Source organism: Aeromonas sp. QDB68 (genome assembly GCF_027707405.1).
GTDB lineage: Bacteria > Pseudomonadota > Gammaproteobacteria > Enterobacterales > Aeromonadaceae > Aeromonas > Aeromonas caviae.
Genome location: NZ_JAPCIQ010000054.1, coordinates 1 through 19,706, shown reverse-complemented (window position 1 = coordinate 19,706; position 19,706 = coordinate 1). Strand labels below are relative to the sequence as shown.

The window sequence follows — 19,706 nt, the reverse complement described above, 5'->3', positions numbered from 1 at the left end:
CGCGACAACCGAGGCGCCGCGTCAGTCCGTCAGCCCGTCAGCCCGTCAGCCCGTCAGCCCGTCAGCATATCAACCTGGCTACACCCGCCTGCACGCCAATAAAAACGGGAGCCTTGACGGCTCCCATGACGAAGGGACGCTGGCCCGGGCTCAGCCCTGGTTGGCCGGATCCTCGTGGGCGGAGAACTCCCGCATGAAGGCCTCGGCCCGCTCCACCATCCTGGTGGACCCGACGAAGTAGGGAGTGCGCTGGTGCAGAGCGGTAGGCTGGATGTCCATGATGCGGCCAAAGCCATCGGATGCCTTGCCACCGGCCTGCTCCATCAGGAAGGCCATGGGGTTGCACTCATAGAGCAGGCGCAGCTTGCCGTTCGGAGAGTTGGTGCCGGACGGGTAGATGTAGATGCCCCCCTTGAGCAGGTTGCGGTGGAAATCCGACACCAGGGAACCGATGTAGCGGGAGGTATAGGGCCTGTGAGTCGCCTCGTCACGCTCCTGGCAGTATTTCAGGTACTTCTTCACCCCGTCCGGGAACTTGATGTAGTTGCCCTCGTTGATGGAGTAGATCTTGCCCTCCTCCGGAATGCGGATGTTCTCGTGGGAGAGGCAGAAGCAGCCGATGGAGGGGTCATAGGTGAAGCCGTTGACCCCAAAGCCGGTGGTGTAGACCAGCATGGTGGAGGAGCCGTAGACCACGTAGCCCGCCGCGACCTGACGGTGACCCGGCTGCAGGAAGTCCTCCAGAGTGACCCCGGCGCCCGGTTTGCTGACCCGGCGGTAGATGGAGAAGATGGTCCCGACCGAGACGTTGACGTCGATGTTGGAGGAGCCGTCGAGGGGGTCTATCAGCACCACGTACTTGGAGTGACGAGAGAGCTCGGAATCGAAGGAGACGAAGTCCTCCTCCTCCTCAGAGGCCATGCCGCACACCTCGCCACGGGCCTCCAGCGCCGCCTTGAAGCGCTCGTTGGCATAGACGTCCAGCTTCTGCTGCACCTCGCCCTGCACGTTTTCGGCGCCGATGGAGCCGATGATGTCCGCCAGACCCGCCTTGTTGATCTCCCGGTTCACCACCTTGGCGGCCAGGCGGATGGAGCTGAGCAAGGAGGTCAGCTCGCCGGTCGCGGTCGGGTAGTCCGCCTGCTTTTTGACGATGAACTCGCCCATGGTGATCATGTTTCGCATTCTTGTTCCTTTAAGATCGTTTCCGTTGGCCGTTGAAAACGTTTGCAAGTGTCGGCAAAAAAAGTGCCGATCCCCGGCAGCGTTGTTTTGTAACCCAATGTAACGCCTGTTTTTTGTTTTTGCAGCGAATTAAGCCGTTCTTTAAATCGCCAGAAAACCGCGCCACCACGGGCTTTCGGCGCGAAACAAGGGTGTCATCCGGCATCTTTGGGGGGGTTAATTCGTGACAAGAATGCATCCGGGCCGACGCGGCTGCCCGCCTTGCTCCCCCTGGCGCCCGGCAATGTTGCGCCAGAGGCTCCCCTCTTGAGATCTGCCCCCCAATCCCGCACACTGGCTGCGCTTTGGAAGCAAAAAAACATAAGGATATTCAATGAAAAAGTCGCTTATCGCTGGGGCGGTTGCCGCTCTGCTCACCCTCCCCGTCCTCGCCGCCCAGGTGCCTGAAGGCACCCAGCTTCTGCCAGCCACCCAGCAAGTGTTCGTGCGCAACATCGGCACCGAGCCTGCCTCCATCGATCCCCAGATGGTGGAAGAGAGCGCGGGCAGCGACGTCGTCAACGATCTGTTCGAGGGGCTCTATACCCTGGATGGCAACGGCAAGCTGCAGGCGGCGGGCGCCCTTGGCTACGAGCTCGATGCCACGGGCACCGTCTACACCTTCAAGCTCAGACCCGATGCCAAATGGTCCAACGGCGAGCCGGTGACGGCGGCGGACTACGTCTATGGCTGGCAGCGGGCGGCGGACCCCAAGAACGCCTCCAACTACGCCTGGTTCATCGAGCTGACCGGCGTCGCCAATGCCAGCGACGTGGTGCAGGGCAAGCAGAGCCCGGATGCCCTGGGGATCAAGGCGCTCGATGACTACACCCTGCAGATCACCCTGAAAAACCCGGTCCCCTTCTTCCTCAAGACCCTCTCCCACTACACCACCTTCCCGGCGCCCAAGGCCACCATCGAGAAGTTCGGTCATGAGTGGGTCAAACCGGCCAACATCGTCTCCAACGGCGCCTTCGCCCTCAAGGAGTGGACCCCGAACGAGCGCCTCATCGCCGAGCGCAACCCCCACTACTGGGACAACGAGCACACCGTGCTGAACAAGGTGATCTATCTGGAGATCGTCTCCGATACCGCGGCCTACAACCGCTATCGTGCGAGCGAGCTGCACTACACCACCTATCCCCTGGAGCAGTATCAGCAGATCAAGCGCCAGAGCCCGGAGGAGCTGGTGAGCGCCCCCATGCTCGCCACCTACTACTACGTGTTCAACACCCAGCGCAAACCCTTTGACGACGTCAGGGTGCGCAAGGCACTCTCTCTTGCCATCGACCGGGACACCATCACGGAGAAGATCCTGGGACAGGGGCAGCTCTCCGCCTTCAGCCTGACCCCGCCGAGCGTGGACGGCTTCGAGCTCAAACGCCCCGCCAGCGAGCTGATGAGCAAGGAAGAGCGCATCAAGCAGGCCAAGGCGCTGCTTGGCGAGGCGGGTTACGGCCCTGACAAGCCGCTGACGGTGGACATCCTCTACAACACCAACGAGGGGCACAAGAAGATAGCGCTCGCCATCTCCTCCATGTGGAAGCACAACCTGGGGGTCAAGGCGGAGCTCAACAACATGGAGTGGAAGACCATGGTGTCGGCCCTGAACGAGGGTGACTTCGGGGTGAGCCGCTACTCCTGGAACGGAGACTACAACGATGCCTCCACCTTCCTCGACATCATGACCTCCAGCAGCAGCGCCAACAGCGGCAAGTGGTTCAACAAGGAGTACGACGCCCTCCTGGCCAAGGCCCATGACGCCAAGGACCCCGCCGAGCGCAACCGCCTCTATCAGCAGGCCGAGGTGCTGATCGACGAGGAGGCCCCCATCGCTCCTGTCTACTTCTACGTGAAATCACGGCTGCTCAAACCCAACGTCAAGGGCTACCCCTACCAGAACCCGCAAGACCTGGTCTATGCCAAGGATCTCTATCTGACGGCGCAGTGACGCTGGGCACCGAACCAAAAAGACCGCCTCGAGGGCGGTCTTTTTTTATCCTACTTTTCCTGACAGCCCGCCACCGCGAGCCGGGCGCGTCTTCGCACCGTCACGGGCCTCACCAGCAACTGCGCCAGCAGCACCCCCATCAGGGTCATGCCGCCACCGATGAGGTGATAGCTGGTGAGCCGCTCCCCGAGCCAGCTGATGGCAAGGGCGGCCGTCATCACCGGCAACAGGTTCATGAAGATGGCGGTGCGGCTCGCCCCGAGCAGGGCAATGCCCTGCATCCAGAGCCAGGGCGAGAGGGCCGAGGTCGGGATCCCCGCATAGAGGATGAGCCAGAGGGCGCTGCCATCGGGCCAGTGCCCGTCCACCAGCAGATAGAAGGGGGTGAGGAACAGGAGGCTGCACAGCACCTGACCGTAGAGCATGGACCAGTTGTCCAGCCCCAGATCCCAGCGCTTGAGCAGCACGCTGTAGAGCGCATAGGTGGCCGCCGAGAGCAGCATGTAGACGGAACCGATATGGATGCCCTGGGTCAGCAGCCGGGCCGGATCCCCCTGCCCCAACAAAATCGCCAGCCCCAGAATGGAGATGGCGCCTCCCAGCAGCGCCCCCCAGGTGGGCCGCTCGCGCAGCAACCAGATGCTGAGCAGCACCGTCATCAAGGGGGTCAGTCCCATCATCAGGCCAATCTCGGTGGCCCCTAGGGTCTGGGCCGCGTAATAGCCAAAGGTCTGGTTCAAGACCATCCCGAGCAGGGCCAGCACCGCCAGCTTCGAGAAACCGGCCCGCAGCTTGCGGCGCTCGCGCCAGGCCCGGTGAGCCAGAAACGGGGTCAGCACCAGGGCCGCCACCATCCAGCGCGACCAGGCGAGCGCCGCAGGAGACAACACCCCGACCGCCAGCTTGCTGACGATGCCATTGCCGGCCCAGATGGCCATGCAGGAGAAGGGAAACAGGAAGGCAAGGGGCATTGCGATATCCAGAATAAAAAGGCGGGTATTGCGCGCGAGTATAGAGAGGCAATCAGGATAAGCAAGCCTGCCAACGCAGGAAGAAGCGCCATGACGCGAACGGTTGGCGCCGCGCCCAGGCGCCATCAACAATCATGCCCGCACAGGGGCGGGCATGAGGGGGACCAAGGTCAGCCTGAGGCGCCTCAGGCGGCATCCATGTGGAGCCTTGAAATCAGTTCATTGACCTCGAGCACCGTCTGGCGATGGGGAATGTCGGCTTGCAATGGCATCATCAGCAAGCCCGACTGGAAATCGAAGCGCCCCCTGCCGTGGATGTAAATCCGCCCCTTGAAGAAGGTTTTGACATGTTTTGCCACCATCAGTGGCAGGTACTTCTTGAACACTCTCATCGTTTGCAACCTCTTGAAGTTGTATCCGTATGACAGCAGCTTATGCGAAATAATTCCGTTAAATTTATATAAAAAACCGGAAAAATCGACTCTCTCTTCCCAAAAAACCAAAATGTAACTTATTATTAACTTTTACCGTATTGTATGCGGTCCTTCCAGCCAGAGCAAGACTCCTTTGCCATCTTGCCATTCGATGCAGGCCAGCCCGGACGTCGCGAACATGGGGGCCCCTGCCGCCGGGCAGAGACTCTGGACCAGATACCCCACCAGCGGCAGGTGGCTGACCATCAGGATGTTGTCATGCTCCGCCGCCAGCTCCGTGAGGTAGCTTGCCACGAAAGCCGGATCCCCGTAGGGGGTGATGTCGCCGCTCTCCTCGACCTTGAGGGCCTTGGGCAACACGGGGGCGATGGCCTGCCAGGTCTGTCTGGCACGCAGATAGTTGCTGTGGATCACCAGGTTCAGGGAGCCTGCCAATTGGGGAGCCAGCCAGCCCGCCATGTGGATGGACTCTTCGATGCCTTGCTCGGTCAGTGGACGCTGTTCATCAGTCTTTGCGTTCATGCCAGCCTGGCCATGACGCATGATGTAGATTTTCATTACAACCTCGCCCAGGGGGCCTGTTTAAATAGCGGGGGGATCTTACCCCGCCATGCCGGGGGAAACAATTGCGCCACCTCTCAGAAAAGGGTTTGCCTCGCAAGATAGCGGGGTCGATAATCATGTTTAAATTCAAATAAATTCACCGCGAGCCCCTCCCCAATGAGCCCATATGCCAGTCCCAATGACCATCGGCGGTATCACTATCTGGAGCTGGCAAACCGGCTCAGGGTCTTGCTGATCTGTGATCCCGAGACCGACAAATCCGCCGCCTCCCTGGCGGTGAATACCGGCCACTTCGACGATCCTGCCGATCGCCAGGGCATGGCCCATTTCCTCGAGCATATGCTGTTTCTCGGTACCCGCACCTACCCCAAACCCGGTGAGTACCAGCAATTCATGAGCCGTCACGGGGGCAGCAACAACGCCTGGACCGGTACCGAGTTCACCAACTTCTTCTTCGACATCGACAACGGCTTCTTCGAGGCGGGGCTCGACCGGTTCTCCCAGTTCTTCATCTGCCCCACCTTTGCACCGGAGTGGGTCGACAAGGAGCGCAACGCGGTGGACTCCGAGTACCGCCTCAAGCTGCAGGACGACGTGCGCCGCAGCTACCAGGTGCACAAGGAGACGGTCAATCCGGACCACCCCTTCTCCAAATTCTCGGTGGGCAACCTCGACACCCTGGCGGATCTCCCCGGCCGGGATCTGCGTTCGGATCTCATTGCGTTCTACGAAACCCACTACAGTGCGGATCGCATGGCGCTGGTCATGCTTTCACCGGCACCCATCGAGACCCAGCTGGCCTGGTGTGATCGCTTCTTTGGTGCCATTCCGGATCGCCGCCTCGGCCCTCCGGTACTGAGCCATCCTCTCTATCGGCTCGATGATCTCGGCATTCGCATCCAGCTGACCCCGGTCAAGGAGACCCGCAAGCTGGCGCTGACCTTCCCGCTGCCGTGCGTGGATGAGTATTACGACAAAAAACCCCTCACCTTCCTGAGCCACCTCATCGGCTATGAGGGGGAAGGCAGCCTGCTCTCCCTGCTCAAGGGGCGGGGCTGGGTCAATCAGCTCGCCGCCGGCGGCGGCATCAGCGGCGCCAACTTCAAGGACTTTGGCGTGAGCTTTGGCCTCACCCCCCTTGGGCTTGAGCATGTAGACGAGATCATCGCCGCCCTGTTTGGCTATCTGAAGCTCATCGAGCGGGGCGGGGTGCAGGCCTGGCGCTATGAGGAGAAGCGCAGCGTGCTGGAATCCGCCTTCCGCTTCCAGGAGCGGGGCCGGGCCCTCGACACCGTCTCCGGCCTCGTGCTCAACCTGTTCAGCTACGGGCCGGACGATCTGCTCTACGGCGACTACATGATGCGCGAGTTCGATGAGGCACTGATCCGGCGCTTCCTCGCCAAGCTGACGCCCCACAACCTGCGGGTGACCATCCAGGCCCCGGAAGCGAGCACGGATCGCCTCGCCCGCTGGTACCAGACACCCTACAGCGTCCAGAGCATCAGCGAGGCCGAGAAGATCCGCTGGCAGCAGAGTGAACCGGATCCCGCCCTGCACCTGCCGGCGCCCAACCCCTTCATCAGCACCCGCCTCGACGCCCGTCTGCCGGCGCTGCCCGCCGACATGCCGTCCTGCCTCATCGACAGGCCCGGTTTCCGGCTCTGGCACCTGCATGAGCATCAGTTCAGCGTGCCCAAGGGCAGCCTTTATATCTCCGTCGACAGCGAACATGCGGTCAAGAGCCCGCGTCACATCGCCATGGCGCGTCTGGCCGTGGAACTGCTCACGGATCACCTCAACGCCCTCACCTACCCGGCGGAGCTCGCGGGCCTTGGCTACCAGATTTATGCCCATCAGGGGGGCTTTACCATCAACCTCAGCGGCTTTGCCGACAAGCAACCGCTGCTGCTCGACATGATCCTCGGCAACCGCACCCTGGGGTATCCGGATCCGGCCCGCTTTAGCGAGATCAAGGAGCAGCTTATCCGCAACTGGGAGAACCAGTCCAAGACCCGCCCCATCTCCCAGTTGTTCAACCAGCTCACCAGTTTGCTGCAACCCAACAACCCGCCCTTCGAGCAGCTGTTGCGCCACCTGCGCACCGTCGAACTCGGGGAGATGCCCGGCTTCGTCTCCGAGCTCTTTGCCAGGGTGCATCTGGAGGCCCTGGTACACGGAGACTGGACGGCCGCCGAGGCCCTCGAACTCGCGGCCCTGCTGGAGCGCCACCTCGGTGCCAACAGCCAGCCCAGCGCCGAGACCCGCCGCCCCCTCATCTCCATCCAGGACAGAGGCACCCTCATTCGCGAGCAGGGGTGCGATCACGAGGACTCGGCGCTGCTGGTCTACTACCAGTCCCGCACCACCCGGGCGCGGGATCTCGCCTGCTTTACCCTGGCGAACCACATCATGTCCTCTACCTTCTTTCACGAGCTGCGCACCCGCCAGCAACTGGGGTATGTGGTGGGCGCCGGCAACCTGCCTCTCAATCGCCATCCGGGGCTGATCTTCTATATCCAGTCGCCGGTGGCGGGACCGCAGATCCTGCTCGATGCGGTGGAGGAGTTTATCGACCTCTTCCCGCTCGCCATGCTCGAATTTACCGAGCAACAGTGGCAAGAGAGCAAGGCGGGGCTGCAAGCCCAGTTGAGCGAGCGGGATGCCAACCTGCGCAGCCGCGGCCAGCGGCTCTGGGTCAGCATCGGCAACAAGGATCTGGGGTTTGATCAGCGGGAACGGGTCTGCGACGAGGTGGGCAAGTTGAGCCGCGCCGATCTGGTGCGCTTTATCACCCAGCTGCGATCGCGCACCTCCGATCGGCTGATCCTCTGCAGCTATGGTCAGGGGCACGAACATGACGAGCGGATCACCGGCCAGTTTATCGACGATCCACGGGCATTTCGGCTCAACGCCGCCACCTTCGAAGGCTGACCTCCCCTGTTGGCAACGCGCAGGCAATAAAAAGCCGACCCTGTGGGGTCGGCTGGAAAAACCATAATCAATTGCGACCAGAGCCGCCAAAAGTGAACATGAGCGTGAAAATCAGACACTGGGTTGATGTTCGACCGGCGTTCAAACCAGAGCTCATCGGTCGGCACCAGCAGTGATTGAGAAACAGCCGCATCTTAGGCATTTCCCTGATTTTCCACGTTGATCTATGTCAAAGGAGGTAAAACAAGCGCGACTTCCCTCGTTGGCAGCGGCCTCGCGCCCTCCTCAGCCCCGGCGGATAAGCCGGTAAGCCACCTCGTCGAAATAGGAGAGCTGCCCCGAGAGCACCCTGGGGTGATCCAGCTCAGCCCCCCGGCCCAGCACCTCGACACCAAAGTCGCGCTCAAACAGGGTGCGCACCTCCATCTCCCCCACCGAGAACGGCGGCTGTAGCTGCTGCTCGGGCTGATACTCGAGGGTCACCAGCAACACCTGCCCTCCCGCCTCCACCAGGCGGCTCATCAGGGCGGCATACTGGCGGCGCATGGCGCCCGGCAAGGCGATGAGGGCCGCCCTGTCATAGACCAGGCGATAACGCTGACCAAGCTCCGGAGCGGCGAAGAAGTCCCCCTGATAGATGCGCAGATCCTCGTGCCGGTGGCACTGATAGGGACCCACCTCGCTTCTCTCTGCACTCAGGTTGTTCTCGTCAAAAAACTGGGTAATGGCGAGCTCGGAGAGCTCGAAGCCATCCACCGGATGCCCCTGCTCACGCAGCCAGAGCATGTCCCGGGACTTGCCGCAAAGGGGCACCAGCACGGGGTCGCTCCCTTGCTGGGCCGACCACCAGGATTGCAGCCAGCGGTTGAAATCTGCCTGATGAAAGCCAATCCGGTTCTCTTTCCACTTCTGGTGCCAAAATGCCGCTTCCATCATCTTCCTCTCGTCATCTGCAATGGTGCATCACTATCACAACTTCACCGAAGTGGCGCAAGCCCCATGATCCCGCCCCTGTGCAAGAGAACGCCCACGATGGGCAGGCCTCAGGCCACGACCCCAGGCAGGCTTGTCGCCATCGCTGCCAGCCGGGTCAGGATCTGCGCGAAGGTGGGTCGCCGGGAAGGCACCTCAAAGCCGCACTCTCTGGCCAGTCGATGAAGGGGGTCAAGGTCGGCGTCGCCCCCATTACAGCGCGCCAGCAGCTCGGCCAGCAGGCAGCCAAAGGCCCGCACTTCCAGGCGCTCCAGCCGCCCGGCCAGCACCTCATCGGCGCGGTCGTAACAGGAGGCGGCACCAAAGTCCCCGAGCAGCACCCGGCCCGGCGCCTCCTGCGACGAGTGGGGCATCGCGGGCTGCAAGGAGTACAGCAGGTTGTGTGCGTAGAGATCGCCGTGGAGGATGCCCCGCTCGTGCAGGTGTCGGGCGGCCGCAGCCACCCCCTGCACCATGGCCATCACCTGGGCCGGAGTGAAGTTCAGATCCGCCCCATAGACATCCCGGGTGCAGGAGTCCAGGCTCGGGGGCCTCGCCAGGGTGGCGAAGGCGGGGTCTATCAGGGGCATCACCAGTGCCGGGATGCCGGAGGGATGATCGCTCACCCGCCCCATCACCCCGACCAGGTTTGGATGGCGACCGGCGGCCAGGGACGCCCCCATCTCGCTCAGGGGCAAGCCATCGCTGGTGACGGCCCCCTTGAAGAGCTTGACCGCCACCGCCCAGGGCCCTTCAGCCCTCTCCCACTCGGCGCGATAGATGACGCCGGATGCTCCCTCCCCGAGCACATCCCCCAGTGAGAGCGCCTGCCAGGGGATCTCGGTAGTGAACACCGATGTGCCGTTCAGACACGCCTGCTCATCACAGAAAGGGTTGCCCGCGAAGGCCAGCCAGGACAGGCGCGGCAGGGAGAGCAGCCACTCTGGAAGCGCCTCGAGCCGGTTGGCGGCGATGCGCAAAAGCTCCAAACGGTGGCAACCGGCAAGCGTCTCGGGAAGCCCAGCGAGCCGGTTGCCCGAGAGCATCAGCTTTTGCAGGGCGTCGCACTGCCCCAGCTCGTCCGGCAGTCGTTCAATGGCATTATCGGTCAGGATCAGCCAGCGCAATCTGGCGGGCAGGGAGGTGGCCGGGACGGTCGCGATGCGGTTGGCCTTGAAGCCCACCATGGTGAGCGCAGGGCAGCGCCCCAGCACCTCGGGTAGTTCGGTGAAGTTGTTCTCGGAGCAGAAGAGGATGCGCAGCTTCTTGCATTCGGCCAGCGCGTCAGGCAACTCGCTCAGCTGGTTGCCGGTGAGATCCAGCACCTCCAGGGTCTCCTTGAGGCTCAGGATCTCGGGAGGGAACACCGCGAGGTTTTCAGCAAGTTTGAGGTGGCGGGCGCCGCAGAGTTCGCCTGCGCGAAGCTGTTCCAGGGTATGCATGGGATCGTCTCTATCAACATTCGGGCTTGCGGTGGCTCACTGCGGGACACTCCCCCCAGACCACAAAGGAGGGGCATTATAGGGAATGACGGCCAAAGATGGCCGATTTTCTTGCAACGCCTGCTCTTGCAAAGGCCCCCCCATCGCCACACTCCCGCTCTCCGTTGCCATGAACCATCCCGGTCGCGCGCTTGGGTGGTTGATCATTTGATTGGTGCCATATAGTATGGCGCCATACAAAGTCATTCGAGACTCATCATCATGATCACGCTGGAACAGAAACACCTCGCCCTGCTCGAAGATGCAGAGCGCCGCGGACACGCGGACACCCAAAACATGCGCGTCTGCTTTGAGGTGTTGACCCTAGCCGCTGCCATCGATCAGGCGTGCGCGGCGCGCCTGGCCCCTCACCGCCTCTCCGAAGGCAAGCTCGTGCTGCTGTTTTTGCTGCGCGACCTGCCAGAAGGGTTGGCTCCCCACGAGCTTGCCGACAAGGCGGGGGTCACACGGGCCACCATCACCGGCCTGCTCGACGGGCTGCAACGGGACGGCCTGTTGGCTCGCCACAGCGACAGCCAGGACAGGCGAAAGATCTCGGTGCGCCTGACAGAGCAGGGCCAGGCCCTGGCGCAGCACCTGCTCGATGAGCACAGCCAGTGGATAGGCTCCCTGTTTGCCGGGTTCGATCAGGCAGAGCGAGAGACCCTGAGTACCCTGCTCAAGCGGGCCTGGCTCAACGTCATCTCATCCCGTGCAGGCTGCACTGAGGCCGCCACAGAGGAGCACCCATGACACGCAGCCGCATCACGGATATCGCCCCCTCACGCCTCGCCCAGCTCAACCGGGGAGAGGCTGAGGCAAGCAACCTGACCGAATGCCTGGCGGTGGATTTTGCCGCCCTGATGCAGTGCACCCGGCCTTCGCTCGGGCCCCAGGCGCTGGCGTCGATGCACGCCGCATCCGGGGAGGGCATTACCCGGCGCATGGCGCTGGCCGCCAGGCTGCTCCTGGCCGAGAACGGCACGAGGGATCTTGCGGCGCTCAGCCGTCATCCCTCCGATACCGTGCGGGGCTGGGCCTGTTTCATGGTGGGCGCGAGCGAGGGACTGTCGCTCAGCGACCGCCTGGCCCTCATTCGCCCCCTCGCCGATGACCCGCACTTTGGGGTGCGCGAGTGGGCCTGGCTCGCAATGCGAACGACCATTGCTGCGCAGCTGGAGGCGGCCATTGCCGCCCTGGTGCCCTTGACGGCGGAGCCGTCCGAGCGGCTGCGACGCTTTGCCAGCGAAGCGACCCGGCCCCGCGGCGTCTGGTGTACCCATCTTGCGTCCCTGCGACAAGCGCCGGAGCAGGCCCTGATGCTGCTCGAGCCCCTCAAGGCCGATCCCGCCCTCTATGTGCAGGACTCCGTTGCCAACTGGCTGAACGATGCGAGCAAAGACAGGCCACAGTGGGTCACTGACCTCTGCGCGCGCTGGTCTCGCGAAAGCCCCAGTCCCGCGACAACCCGGATTTGTCAACGCGCCTTGCGCACCTTGCGCAAGGGCCAACTCCCGAAGGAACCCCTATGACCCACTATCTGACAGAGCTCTACACCCCCACTCCCGCCTGGCTGGCATTGAGCCAGACGGCTCGTCAGCAGTTCTTCGAGGCCATTGGCACAGGCATGGCCAACCTCGCCGCCCTCGGGGTGGAGCCCATCGCCCTGGGCGAGACCGATGCTGCCACCCTCCATGGTGCGCCCCACCCCTTCTTCGCCATCTGGCGCGGGCCGGATGCCGCAGCCATCGAGGCCCTCGTCCAGGGGATAGCCGCATCGGGCTGGCACGACTACTTCGAGACGGTCAACGCCACCGGCGCCGGGGTCTCTCTGGGCGAGCACCTTGCACAGTTGGCCGCCCTGCCCTGCGCCGCTACATCCAGCCCCGCCCTGGCCTGATAACCCCTAAAAGAGCGTTATCCCACCAGGCTTTGCGTCAGTGCTGCCGACACCGGTGGCACTGTTTTCCATGCACTGCCCTTGCAAACCCAGGTCACCACCACCTGGGAAAGCGGCGCCACAGCCCCGCTCCCTTCCCACTTCCTTCCCACTCCCTTCAAAAAACGCTGATATCTCCTGATGCCGTGATGAGCCATCGCGATGGCACAAGTGAGCAAGATCCGGGTCGTCGTGACAAAGGTTCGCCGCCATAGTGCTTTCAAACCAACAGTCAGAGGTGAAAAGACGCCATAAGGCGTCTTTCTTATTGCTGGTTGTTAGAGCAAACCGGTTAGGCGATCTCCCCCTCCCCGCAACCCACCCAGATCGGGGTGATGGAGGTGATATGAGCCGACCCATCCAGGGATTGGAAGATCTGCACCATGGCTTCCCCGTGGAGCGGGTTGGGCAGCGGCACCGTGGTTTTGCATTTGAAACGGTAACTGGTGCGCCTGCTATCACTTGGGGGGATTTTGAAGAAGTGTTTGATGCTGGACACAGTGGCACTTACCTTTCTGGGCATAACACTCGTGGATGGCCTTCAGAGGCTATGCAGCAAAGCCTTTCCCCTGCCCGGAGAAACCACAGCCTGCCGCCTTGTGTGGATGCGATAGATGAGGCTCTGCCTATCGACTCGGGCACTTACCATGACAACGTTGGCAACAGGGCCTCTATCCCCTTCGCCAGGAGCAAAATTTTCTCGCAAACGATTGGAAAAAGAAAAGGCGCCTCAAGGGCGCCTTTTTGACAGTTTTGCGTGATCTCAGGGAGAGGCGTTAACCGCTTATTCCCATTCGATAGTGGCAGGCGGCTTGCCGGAGACGTCGTACACCACGCGGGAGATGCCGTTGATCTCGTTGATGATGCGGTTCGACACGTGGCCGAGGAAGTCGTACGGCAGGTGAGCCCAGTGGGCGGTCATGAAGTCGATGGTCTCGACGGCGCGAAGCGCAATGACCCAGTCGTACTTGCGGCCATCGCCCATGACGCCGACGGAGCGCACCGGCAGGAAGACGGCGAACGCCTGGCTGACCTGGTTGTAGAGGTCGGCCTTGCGCAGCTCTTCGATGAAGATGGCGTCAGCCTTGCGCAGCAGGTCGCAGTACTCTTTCTTCACTTCGCCAAGCACGCGCACGCCCAGGCCCGGACCCGGGAAGGGGTGACGGTAGAGCATGTCGTAGGGCAGGCCGAGTTCGAGGCCGACACGGCGCACTTCGTCCTTGAACAGCTCGCGCAGCGGCTCCACCAGCCCCATCTTCATCTCTTCCGGCAGGCCGCCGACGTTGTGGTGGGACTTGATGACGTGAGCCTTGCCGGTCTTGCTGGCAGCGGATTCGATGACGTCCGGGTAGATGGTGCCCTGGGCCAGCCACTTGGCGTTCTTGAGCTTCTTGGACTCGTCGTCGAACACTTCGACGAAGACGCGGCCGATGGTCTTGCGCTTGGCTTCCGGCTCGTCGATACCCGCGAGAGCGGAGAGGAAGCGCTCTTCGGCGTCGACCTTGATGATGTTCAGGCCGAAGTGATCGCCGAACATGTCCATCACCTGCTGGCCTTCGTTCAGGCGCAGCAGGCCGTTGTCGACGAAGACACAGGTCAGGCGATCGCCGATGGCGCGGTGCACCAGCATGGCGACCACGGAGGAGTCCACGCCGCCGGAGAGGCCCAGGATCACCTCGTCGTCACCCACCTGCTCGCGGATGCGGGCAACGGCGTCGTCGATGATGGTGGCCGGGGTCCAGAGGCACTCGCAGCCGCAGATGTCCTTGACGAAGTGCTCCAGCATGCGGGCACCCTGACGGGTGTGGGTCACTTCCGGGTGGAACTGCACGCCGTAGAAGCGCTTGGCTTCGTCGGCCATGGCGGCGTGGGGGCAGGTCGCGGTCTGGGCGATGGTGGTGAAGCCGGCGGGGATCTCGGTGACCTTGTCGCCGTGGCTCATCCAGACATCCAGCAGGGCATTGCCGTTGTCAGCAATGGCGTCTTCGATGTTGCGCAAGAGGGCGCTGGTCTTGCCGGACTGGCCCAGCACTTCGACCTGGGCGTAGCCGAATTCACGCAGGTTGGAGGACTGCACCTTGCCGCCGAGCTGCTCGGACATGGTCTGCATGCCGTAGCAGATACCGAACACCGGCACACCGGCGTTGAACACGTACTCGGGGGCGCGCGGGCTGCCCGCCTCGGTCACTGATTCCGGGCCGCCGGAGAGGATGATGCCGCTCGGGTTGAACTCGCGGATCTGCTCTTCGGTTACATCCCAGGCCCACAGCTCGCAGTAGACGCCGATTTCACGGACGCGACGGGCGATGAGCTGGGTGTACTGGGAACCGAAATCCAGGATAAGGATACGGTGGGCGTGAATGTCTTTAGTCATTTTATTCCTGCATCAGGCTGATGTTGTCACAAAAAGCACGGGATAAAAAAAGGGTGGAAAAACGGGGCGTAGAGCCCCGTTTCATCAGCCCATCCGGTAGTTGGGGGCTTCTTTGGTAATGGTCACGTCGTGAACGTGGGACTCTTTCATCCCGGCGCCCGAGATGCGCACGAACTCGGCCTTGGTGCGCATGTCGTCGATGGTCGCGCTGCCGGTCAGACCCATGGAGGAGCGCAGGCCGCCCATCTGCTGGTGGATGATCTCTTTGAGGCGGCCCTTGTACGGCACGCGCCCTTCGATCCCTTCCGGCACCAGCTTGTCGGCGGCGTTATCGGTCTGGAAGTAACGGTCGCTGGAGCCCTTGGACATGGCACCCAGAGAGCCCATGCCGCGGTAGGACTTGAAGGAGCGGCCCTGATAGAGCTCGATCTCGCCCGGCGCCTCTTCGGTACCGGCAAACATGGAGCCCACCATGACGCAGCTTGCGCCCGCGGCGATGGCCTTGGCCACGTCACCGGAGAAGCGGATGCCGCCATCGGCAATCACCGGCACGCCGGTGCCTTCCAGGGCGTCGACGGCGTCGGAGATGGCGGTGATCTGGGGCACGCCCACGCCGGTCACGATACGGGTAGTACAGATGGAGCCCGGGCCGATACCGACCTTGACGGCGTTGACACCCGCTTCCACCAGCGCCTTGGCGCCAGCGGCGGTGGCGACGTTGCCGCCGATGATTTGCAGGTCAGGATAGGCTTCACGGGTCGCCTTGATGCGATCCAGCACGCCCTGGGAGTGGCCGTGGGAGGAGTCAATCAGCAGCACGTCCACACCGGCTTCCACCAGGGCGGCGACGCGCTCTTCGTTGCCGGCACCGGCACCGACGGCGGCACCGACCCGCAGACGGCCACGCTCGTCTTTACAGGCGTTGGGCTTGCGCTCGGCTTTCTGGAAGTCCTTCACGGTGATCATGCCCTTGAGCTTGAAGTCGCCGTTGACCACCAGCACCTTCTCGATGCGATGCTTTTGCATCAGAGCCACCACCTCTTCACGAGGGGCCCCTTCACGCACGGTCACCAGACGATCTTTCTGGGTCATGATCTGTTCGACGGTCTGGGAGAGATCGATGACGAAGCGCACGTCACGGCCGGTGATGATGCCCACCAGCTGGTTGCCGTCAGTCACCACGGGGTAACCGGCGAAACCGTTCTTGTGACTCAGCTCCTTGATCTGGGCGATGGTCATGTCAGGGCGCACGGTAACGGGGTCGCTGACCACGCCGCTCTCGTACTTCTTGACCTTGCGCACTTCGGCAGCCTGCTGCTCGATGGACATGTTCTTGTGAATGAAGCCGATACCGCCTTCCTGGGCCAGTGCGATAGCCAGACGGGCTTCGGTCACTGTGTCCATGGCAGCGGAGATCATCGGGATATTCAGCGTGATCGCAGACGTGAGCTTGGTACGCAGGTCGGCGGTATTGGGGAGAACAGTGGAGTGGGCTGGAACCAACAGTACATCGTCGAAGGTCAGCGCTTCTTTGGCAATCCTGAGCATGGCAATATCTCACCGTTGAGGAGTGGGGGTGTAAAATATTGCCGACAAATTTTACTCATGCATTGGGCAGTGGTAAAGAAGTTTTTTGAATTTTTTATGGCGTAGCCCGATTTAACGCCACCAACAGGGCAAAAAACCAATAAATTCAGCCGTAACCATGCCGTTTTTCCCGACAAGATGATCTTTTTTGCCGTTGAGCCCCTTTCTGCCGCCAGTCTCCCGGAACGACCTTTTTTCCACTCACAGCCGTCAGCCAGACCGGCGGTCAGTTCCCCTGATAGCGGCCCGGCTTGTGCCAGTTCATCAGCATGGCGTTCATGGCCAGCGCACTCAGGGTTGACCAGAGCAGCAGGGGAAGCGGCAGGGTGAGCAGAGAGAGCGCAAACACCAGCACATCCAGCACCATCTGGCTCTTTCCCGCATTGATGCCGGTGCGCCGTTGCAGCCAGAGCGTCACCACGCCGGTGCCCCCCACGGAGGCATTGTGGCGCGCCAGAGACAAGACCCCCATGCCGAGGAAGGTTCCCCCCACCAGGGCGGCAAACAGGGGATGGACATAGCTCACCGTTAGCAGCAGCGGCACCGCCTGGGTGGCCGCCGAGAGGGCGACGTTGACGATCAGCGTCTTGAGGGTGAAGGCGCGCCCCATGGTGACGTAGCAGAACACCATGAAGGGCAGGTTCACCAGGAAGAAGAGCACGCCGATGGGCAGGGTGCTGACATGGGCGATCAGCAGGGCGATGCCCGCGATGCCACCGGTGATCATGCCGGAACACTTGAGCAGATTGAGCCCCACGGCGATAAACATGACCCCGAGCACCATGCCGTAGACATCGTCCTTGAGGGTATGGGCCAGCCCCCTGCCCGCAGCCGCTGGCTGCATGGTCATTTCACCTTCCATATGACTCCTTAGATCCGATGTGATGGTGGCATCCGTTGCCCGACAACCAGGCCGCGTTGGGGCTGATGGCGGCGGCCCGTTCACCTTGCCGTCCCCACCCCCCAATCTTGCGTCCCCCGCCCCCTTATGTCGCCATCGTGGGGATGACAAGGCACAGCAAAAAGAGCGCCAATCAAAACAAGAGTCCGCGATACCATAAATAATCGGATTTAAATTCTGATAAATGCGCAATGTGCAGATCGAATGCACCACTTCAGTGATCGGCCATCACAGTGGCGCAGCATGTTTACCCGAGTCACCGAGAAAGGCCTCGTGGTATCCCCTTCACAGCCCGTTTTTTCGGCAGATCATGTCGATACGATGCCGCTTTTCAGCATGGATGATGCCTGTCATGGGGTAAGCCCGAGGGCCATACGGCGTGTTTCTTCGGGGCGGGCTCCAGAGGCGGATGTGGATGGAGCGCACCAATAAAGTGCAATTGCACCAATATAGATCAACCGAGTGGCACAGTTTGCCTTGCACCGCGGCGCAAAGGCGACATGGGCACCGCTTTGCTCACTGCCACGAGCACTGCAATATGCAGAGCATGAAGTGACTCGAGCGGCGGATGCACTACTTCCCTTCCCTCTAGCCCCCTTCCCATGAGCGTGCTGGTCGCGAGTCCACAGGCCTGCCCATCCACCAGCCCCCCCAGCCAGAGTCCCATCAGGATGGGGCATCCATTCAGGCATAGGCAGAAGGCAGAATAAAAAAGTCGGCCCGAAGGCCGACTCGCTGCTCCCTGTGACAGGGCTTCCTTACTTGAGGTATTTGCCGTCAGCACCGACCTTGCCCGGGCCGTTCAGTACCCAGACCCGCGCCGAATAGGCGGGCACCGCAAAGCTCAGGCTGCCGTTGCTGACGCTCTGGCTCGCACCGGTTACCGCGTCCGTGTAGGTGCCGTTCTTCAGGCCACTCAGGTTTATCTGCTGGGCCGAGTTGGCCGCAAGGCCCACGGCGGCGTAGCTCCCTTGGGCGCTCAGATCACGCACGAAGCTGATGCCGCTCCCCCACTCGTTCACCTGGCTCATGGGCGCCTTTTGCAGGGCGGGCACCGCCTTGCGGATCTGGTTCAGGCGCTTGATGTGCTGATAGAGCGGGTGGCTCGGGGTGGCGGGGTTGTCCAGCACCTCCCCGTAGTAGGCACGACCGGTCTGATCCACCGTCATGGTGGCCCCGTCGATGTCCTGGGGCTTGCCCGCCTGGAACATCACCTCCTCCCCGTAGTAGAGGGTCGGGATCCCCCGCGCCGTCCAGAGCAGGTTGTAGGTCATGGCCGCATTGCCCTCTTCCCCGCCGTAGCGGTACTTGAAGTCGTTGTCCGGCCCCACGTCGTGGTTCTGGAAGAAGGTGATGAGCTTGGTGGCATCCCCATAGACCCAGTCCATGGCGAAGATCCCCCCTACCCCGCCAAAGTTCCCCCGGGCGACGTTGTCACGGAAGGTGGAGAACAGTGAGAAGTCCAGCACCGAGAGGCCGGAATCGCCCCCTGCACGGGGATTGGCCGGGTTGGCCGTGGTGCGGGTATACCACCAGGGGCGGATCACCGCCGAGGCATTGTCGTTGGCCAGCTCAGAGCCCCATCCGGTGCCCTTGACCAGGTTTTCGCCAAAGACGAACAGCCCCGGCTTGTGGGCCTGCCAGTCGTGGACATAGGTCAGCAGTTCGTCCCGCTCGATGTGCTTCAAGGTATCGATACGGATGGCATCGACCCCCATGTCGAGGTACTGACGAATGGCGCCGTTGAGGTAGTCCTTGACGTTCTGGTTGCCGGTGGCCAAGTCGATGCAGTCCCCCGCCATGTGCTTGCGCTGCAGGGCAAGCGGGCTCTCCCAGTCACCGCCGGACATGAAACCGTCCAGGTGATACCAGGCGGGATCCAGGGTCTGGGCGTCGATGCCGAAGAAGCGGTTGGGGTTGTAGCCTGCGCTCGGCACGGTGGCGCCGGTCTTGGGATCTACCAGGGGCTGGGTGCCCGCCGGATCCGACTGGCAGCGGGCCTTGTACCAGTCGGGAGCCGCCGGGTTGTCGTCGTCACAGCGGTTGGCACTGGCGTAGTCCCCAAGATTGCCCTGATAGGGACCATTGTTGATGAGTCCCTGGCTCGACCCCGCCGGTACGTAGTATTTGACGGGCAGGCGATCGATCCAGGTCTTGCCGCGCAGGCCGTACTGGCTCGAGTGGTTGAGCACCACGTCCTGGATCACCTTGAGCCCCTTGGCGTGGGCCGCCTGGATGAACTCCCGGTAACCCGCCCCCGGCGACTCCAGACGGGGATCGACCCGGTAGAAGTCGTAGGCTTGACATCCTCCCCCACCTTAGCGCTTCGCGTCACAGGAGGGGGATCCCCATTACTGGGTGATAGCTGCTCGCGCAG

At 62.3% G+C, this 19,706-nt stretch carries 16 protein-coding genes; 6 read left to right on the top strand and 10 right to left on the bottom strand.

Annotated features, from left to right (window positions below):
• Window positions 1–150: 150 nt before the first annotated feature.
• Window positions 151–1,185, bottom strand: coding sequence for a class 1 fructose-bisphosphatase (fbp, locus tag PG892_RS14890; protein ID WP_270825544.1), 1,035 nt, complete (start codon window positions 1,183–1,185; stop codon window positions 151–153).
• 373 nt (window positions 1,186–1,558) lie between these two features.
• Between fbp and PG892_RS14885 the strand changes: the two genes are divergently transcribed.
• On the top strand, window positions 1,559–3,175 hold the full coding sequence (locus tag PG892_RS14885) for a peptide ABC transporter substrate-binding protein (protein WP_045524768.1): 1,617 nt from the start codon (window positions 1,559–1,561) through the stop codon (window positions 3,173–3,175).
• Window positions 3,176–3,225: 50 nt separating this feature from the next.
• On the opposite strand, the gene PG892_RS14880 is transcribed toward PG892_RS14885, so the two are convergent.
• The 3 genes from PG892_RS14880 to sixA form a co-directional block, all read right to left on the bottom strand.
• Entirely contained in the window at window positions 3,226–4,146 is a 921-nt protein-coding gene (locus tag PG892_RS14880) for a DMT family transporter (RefSeq protein WP_039039040.1), read from the bottom strand.
• 185 nt (window positions 4,147–4,331) lie between these two features.
• Entirely contained in the window at window positions 4,332–4,538 is a 207-nt protein-coding gene (locus PG892_RS14875; RefSeq protein ID WP_005324080.1) for a DUF1107 domain-containing protein, read from the bottom strand.
• 132 nt (window positions 4,539–4,670) lie between these two features.
• Window positions 4,671–5,138 (bottom strand): phosphohistidine phosphatase SixA, encoded by a 468-nt coding sequence (sixA, locus tag PG892_RS14870; RefSeq protein ID WP_010674560.1) that lies wholly within the window; start codon window positions 5,136–5,138, stop codon window positions 4,671–4,673.
• Window positions 5,139–5,300: 162 nt separating this feature from the next.
• On the opposite strand from sixA, the gene PG892_RS14865 reads away from it, so the two are divergent.
• Window positions 5,301–8,075, top strand: coding sequence for an insulinase family protein (locus PG892_RS14865; protein WP_270825543.1), 2,775 nt, complete (start codon window positions 5,301–5,303; stop codon window positions 8,073–8,075).
• Between the two features lie 285 nt (window positions 8,076–8,360).
• Here PG892_RS14865 and PG892_RS14860 read toward each other — a convergent pair whose 3' ends face one another.
• Together PG892_RS14860 and PG892_RS14855 are read right to left on the bottom strand one after the other, a co-directional pair.
• The gene (locus PG892_RS14860; protein WP_010674558.1) at window positions 8,361–9,008 is read right to left on the bottom strand and encodes a thiopurine S-methyltransferase; all 648 of its coding nucleotides are present in this window, start codon (window positions 9,006–9,008) and stop codon (window positions 8,361–8,363) included.
• A gap of 110 nt (window positions 9,009–9,118) precedes the next feature.
• Window positions 9,119–10,489 (bottom strand): leucine-rich repeat-containing protein kinase family protein, encoded by a 1,371-nt coding sequence (locus tag PG892_RS14855; RefSeq protein WP_270825542.1) that lies wholly within the window; start codon window positions 10,487–10,489, stop codon window positions 9,119–9,121.
• A gap of 261 nt (window positions 10,490–10,750) precedes the next feature.
• Between PG892_RS14855 and PG892_RS14850 the strand changes: the two genes are divergently transcribed.
• The 4 genes from PG892_RS14850 (at window position 10,751) to PG892_RS14835 (ending at window position 13,215) form a co-directional block, all read left to right on the top strand.
• Window positions 10,751–11,281 (top strand): MarR family winged helix-turn-helix transcriptional regulator, encoded by a 531-nt coding sequence (locus PG892_RS14850; RefSeq protein WP_270825541.1) that lies wholly within the window; start codon window positions 10,751–10,753, stop codon window positions 11,279–11,281.
• Entirely contained in the window at window positions 11,278–12,060 is a 783-nt protein-coding gene (locus PG892_RS14845; RefSeq protein WP_270825540.1) for a HEAT repeat domain-containing protein, read from the top strand. Before PG892_RS14850 ends, PG892_RS14845 begins: the two co-directional genes overlap by 4 nt.
• Window positions 12,057–12,428 (top strand): DUF6616 family protein, encoded by a 372-nt coding sequence (locus PG892_RS14840; protein WP_045524762.1) that lies wholly within the window; start codon window positions 12,057–12,059, stop codon window positions 12,426–12,428. The genes PG892_RS14845 and PG892_RS14840 overlap by 4 nt, the downstream gene beginning before the upstream one ends.
• A 385-nt stretch (window positions 12,429–12,813) precedes the next feature.
• Window positions 12,814–13,215 (top strand): hypothetical protein, encoded by a 402-nt coding sequence (locus PG892_RS14835; protein WP_162231286.1) that lies wholly within the window; start codon window positions 12,814–12,816, stop codon window positions 13,213–13,215.
• 36 nt (window positions 13,216–13,251) lie between these two features.
• Here the strand turns inward: PG892_RS14835 and guaA are convergent, their stop codons facing one another.
• The 4 genes from guaA to PG892_RS14815 form a co-directional block, all read right to left on the bottom strand.
• Window positions 13,252–14,841 (bottom strand): glutamine-hydrolyzing GMP synthase, encoded by a 1,590-nt coding sequence (guaA, locus tag PG892_RS14830; protein ID WP_010674550.1) that lies wholly within the window; start codon window positions 14,839–14,841, stop codon window positions 13,252–13,254.
• Between the two features lie 84 nt (window positions 14,842–14,925).
• On the bottom strand, window positions 14,926–16,389 hold the full coding sequence (guaB, locus tag PG892_RS14825; RefSeq protein ID WP_010674549.1) for an IMP dehydrogenase: 1,464 nt from the start codon (window positions 16,387–16,389) through the stop codon (window positions 14,926–14,928).
• Between the two features lie 265 nt (window positions 16,390–16,654).
• Complete coding sequence (locus PG892_RS14820) at window positions 16,655–17,290, bottom strand: YitT family protein (RefSeq protein ID WP_010674548.1); 636 nt, start codon at window positions 17,288–17,290, stop codon at window positions 16,655–16,657.
• Between the two features lie 797 nt (window positions 17,291–18,087).
• Window positions 18,088–19,536 carry an alpha-amylase family glycosyl hydrolase gene (locus tag PG892_RS14815; RefSeq protein ID WP_232048251.1) on the bottom strand — a complete coding sequence of 483 codons (1,449 nt, stop codon included), beginning with the start codon at window positions 19,534–19,536 and terminating at the stop codon, window positions 18,088–18,090.
• Between the last annotated feature and the right edge of the window lie 170 nt (window positions 19,537–19,706).

Bases quoted from the DNA above. Each gene is read 5' to 3' on its own strand.
- fbp (WP_270825544.1), bottom strand. From the start codon at position 1,185: ATGCGAAACATGATCACCATGGGCGAGTTCATCGTCAAAAAGCAGGCG.
- PG892_RS14885 (WP_045524768.1), top strand. From the start codon at position 1,559: ATGAAAAAGTCGCTTATCGCTGGGGCGGTTGCCGCTCTGCTCACCCTC.
- PG892_RS14880 (WP_039039040.1), bottom strand. From the start codon at position 4,146: ATGCCCCTTGCCTTCCTGTTTCCCTTCTCCTGCATGGCCATCTGGGCC.
- PG892_RS14875 (WP_005324080.1), bottom strand. From the start codon at position 4,538: ATGAGAGTGTTCAAGAAGTACCTGCCACTGATGGTGGCAAAACATGTC.
- sixA (WP_010674560.1), bottom strand. From the start codon at position 5,138: ATGAAAATCTACATCATGCGTCATGGCCAGGCTGGCATGAACGCAAAG.
- PG892_RS14865 (WP_270825543.1), top strand. From the start codon at position 5,301: ATGAGCCCATATGCCAGTCCCAATGACCATCGGCGGTATCACTATCTG.
- PG892_RS14860 (WP_010674558.1), bottom strand. From the start codon at position 9,008: ATGGAAGCGGCATTTTGGCACCAGAAGTGGAAAGAGAACCGGATTGGC.
- PG892_RS14855 (WP_270825542.1), bottom strand. From the start codon at position 10,489: ATGCATACCCTGGAACAGCTTCGCGCAGGCGAACTCTGCGGCGCCCGC.
- PG892_RS14850 (WP_270825541.1), top strand. From the start codon at position 10,751: ATGATCACGCTGGAACAGAAACACCTCGCCCTGCTCGAAGATGCAGAG.
- PG892_RS14845 (WP_270825540.1), top strand. From the start codon at position 11,278: ATGACACGCAGCCGCATCACGGATATCGCCCCCTCACGCCTCGCCCAG.
- PG892_RS14840 (WP_045524762.1), top strand. From the start codon at position 12,057: ATGACCCACTATCTGACAGAGCTCTACACCCCCACTCCCGCCTGGCTG.
- PG892_RS14835 (WP_162231286.1), top strand. From the start codon at position 12,814: ATGAGCCGACCCATCCAGGGATTGGAAGATCTGCACCATGGCTTCCCC.
- guaA (WP_010674550.1), bottom strand. From the start codon at position 14,841: ATGACTAAAGACATTCACGCCCACCGTATCCTTATCCTGGATTTCGGT.
- guaB (WP_010674549.1), bottom strand. From the start codon at position 16,389: ATGCTCAGGATTGCCAAAGAAGCGCTGACCTTCGACGATGTACTGTTG.
- PG892_RS14820 (WP_010674548.1), bottom strand. From the start codon at position 17,290: ATGGAAGGTGAAATGACCATGCAGCCAGCGGCTGCGGGCAGGGGGCTG.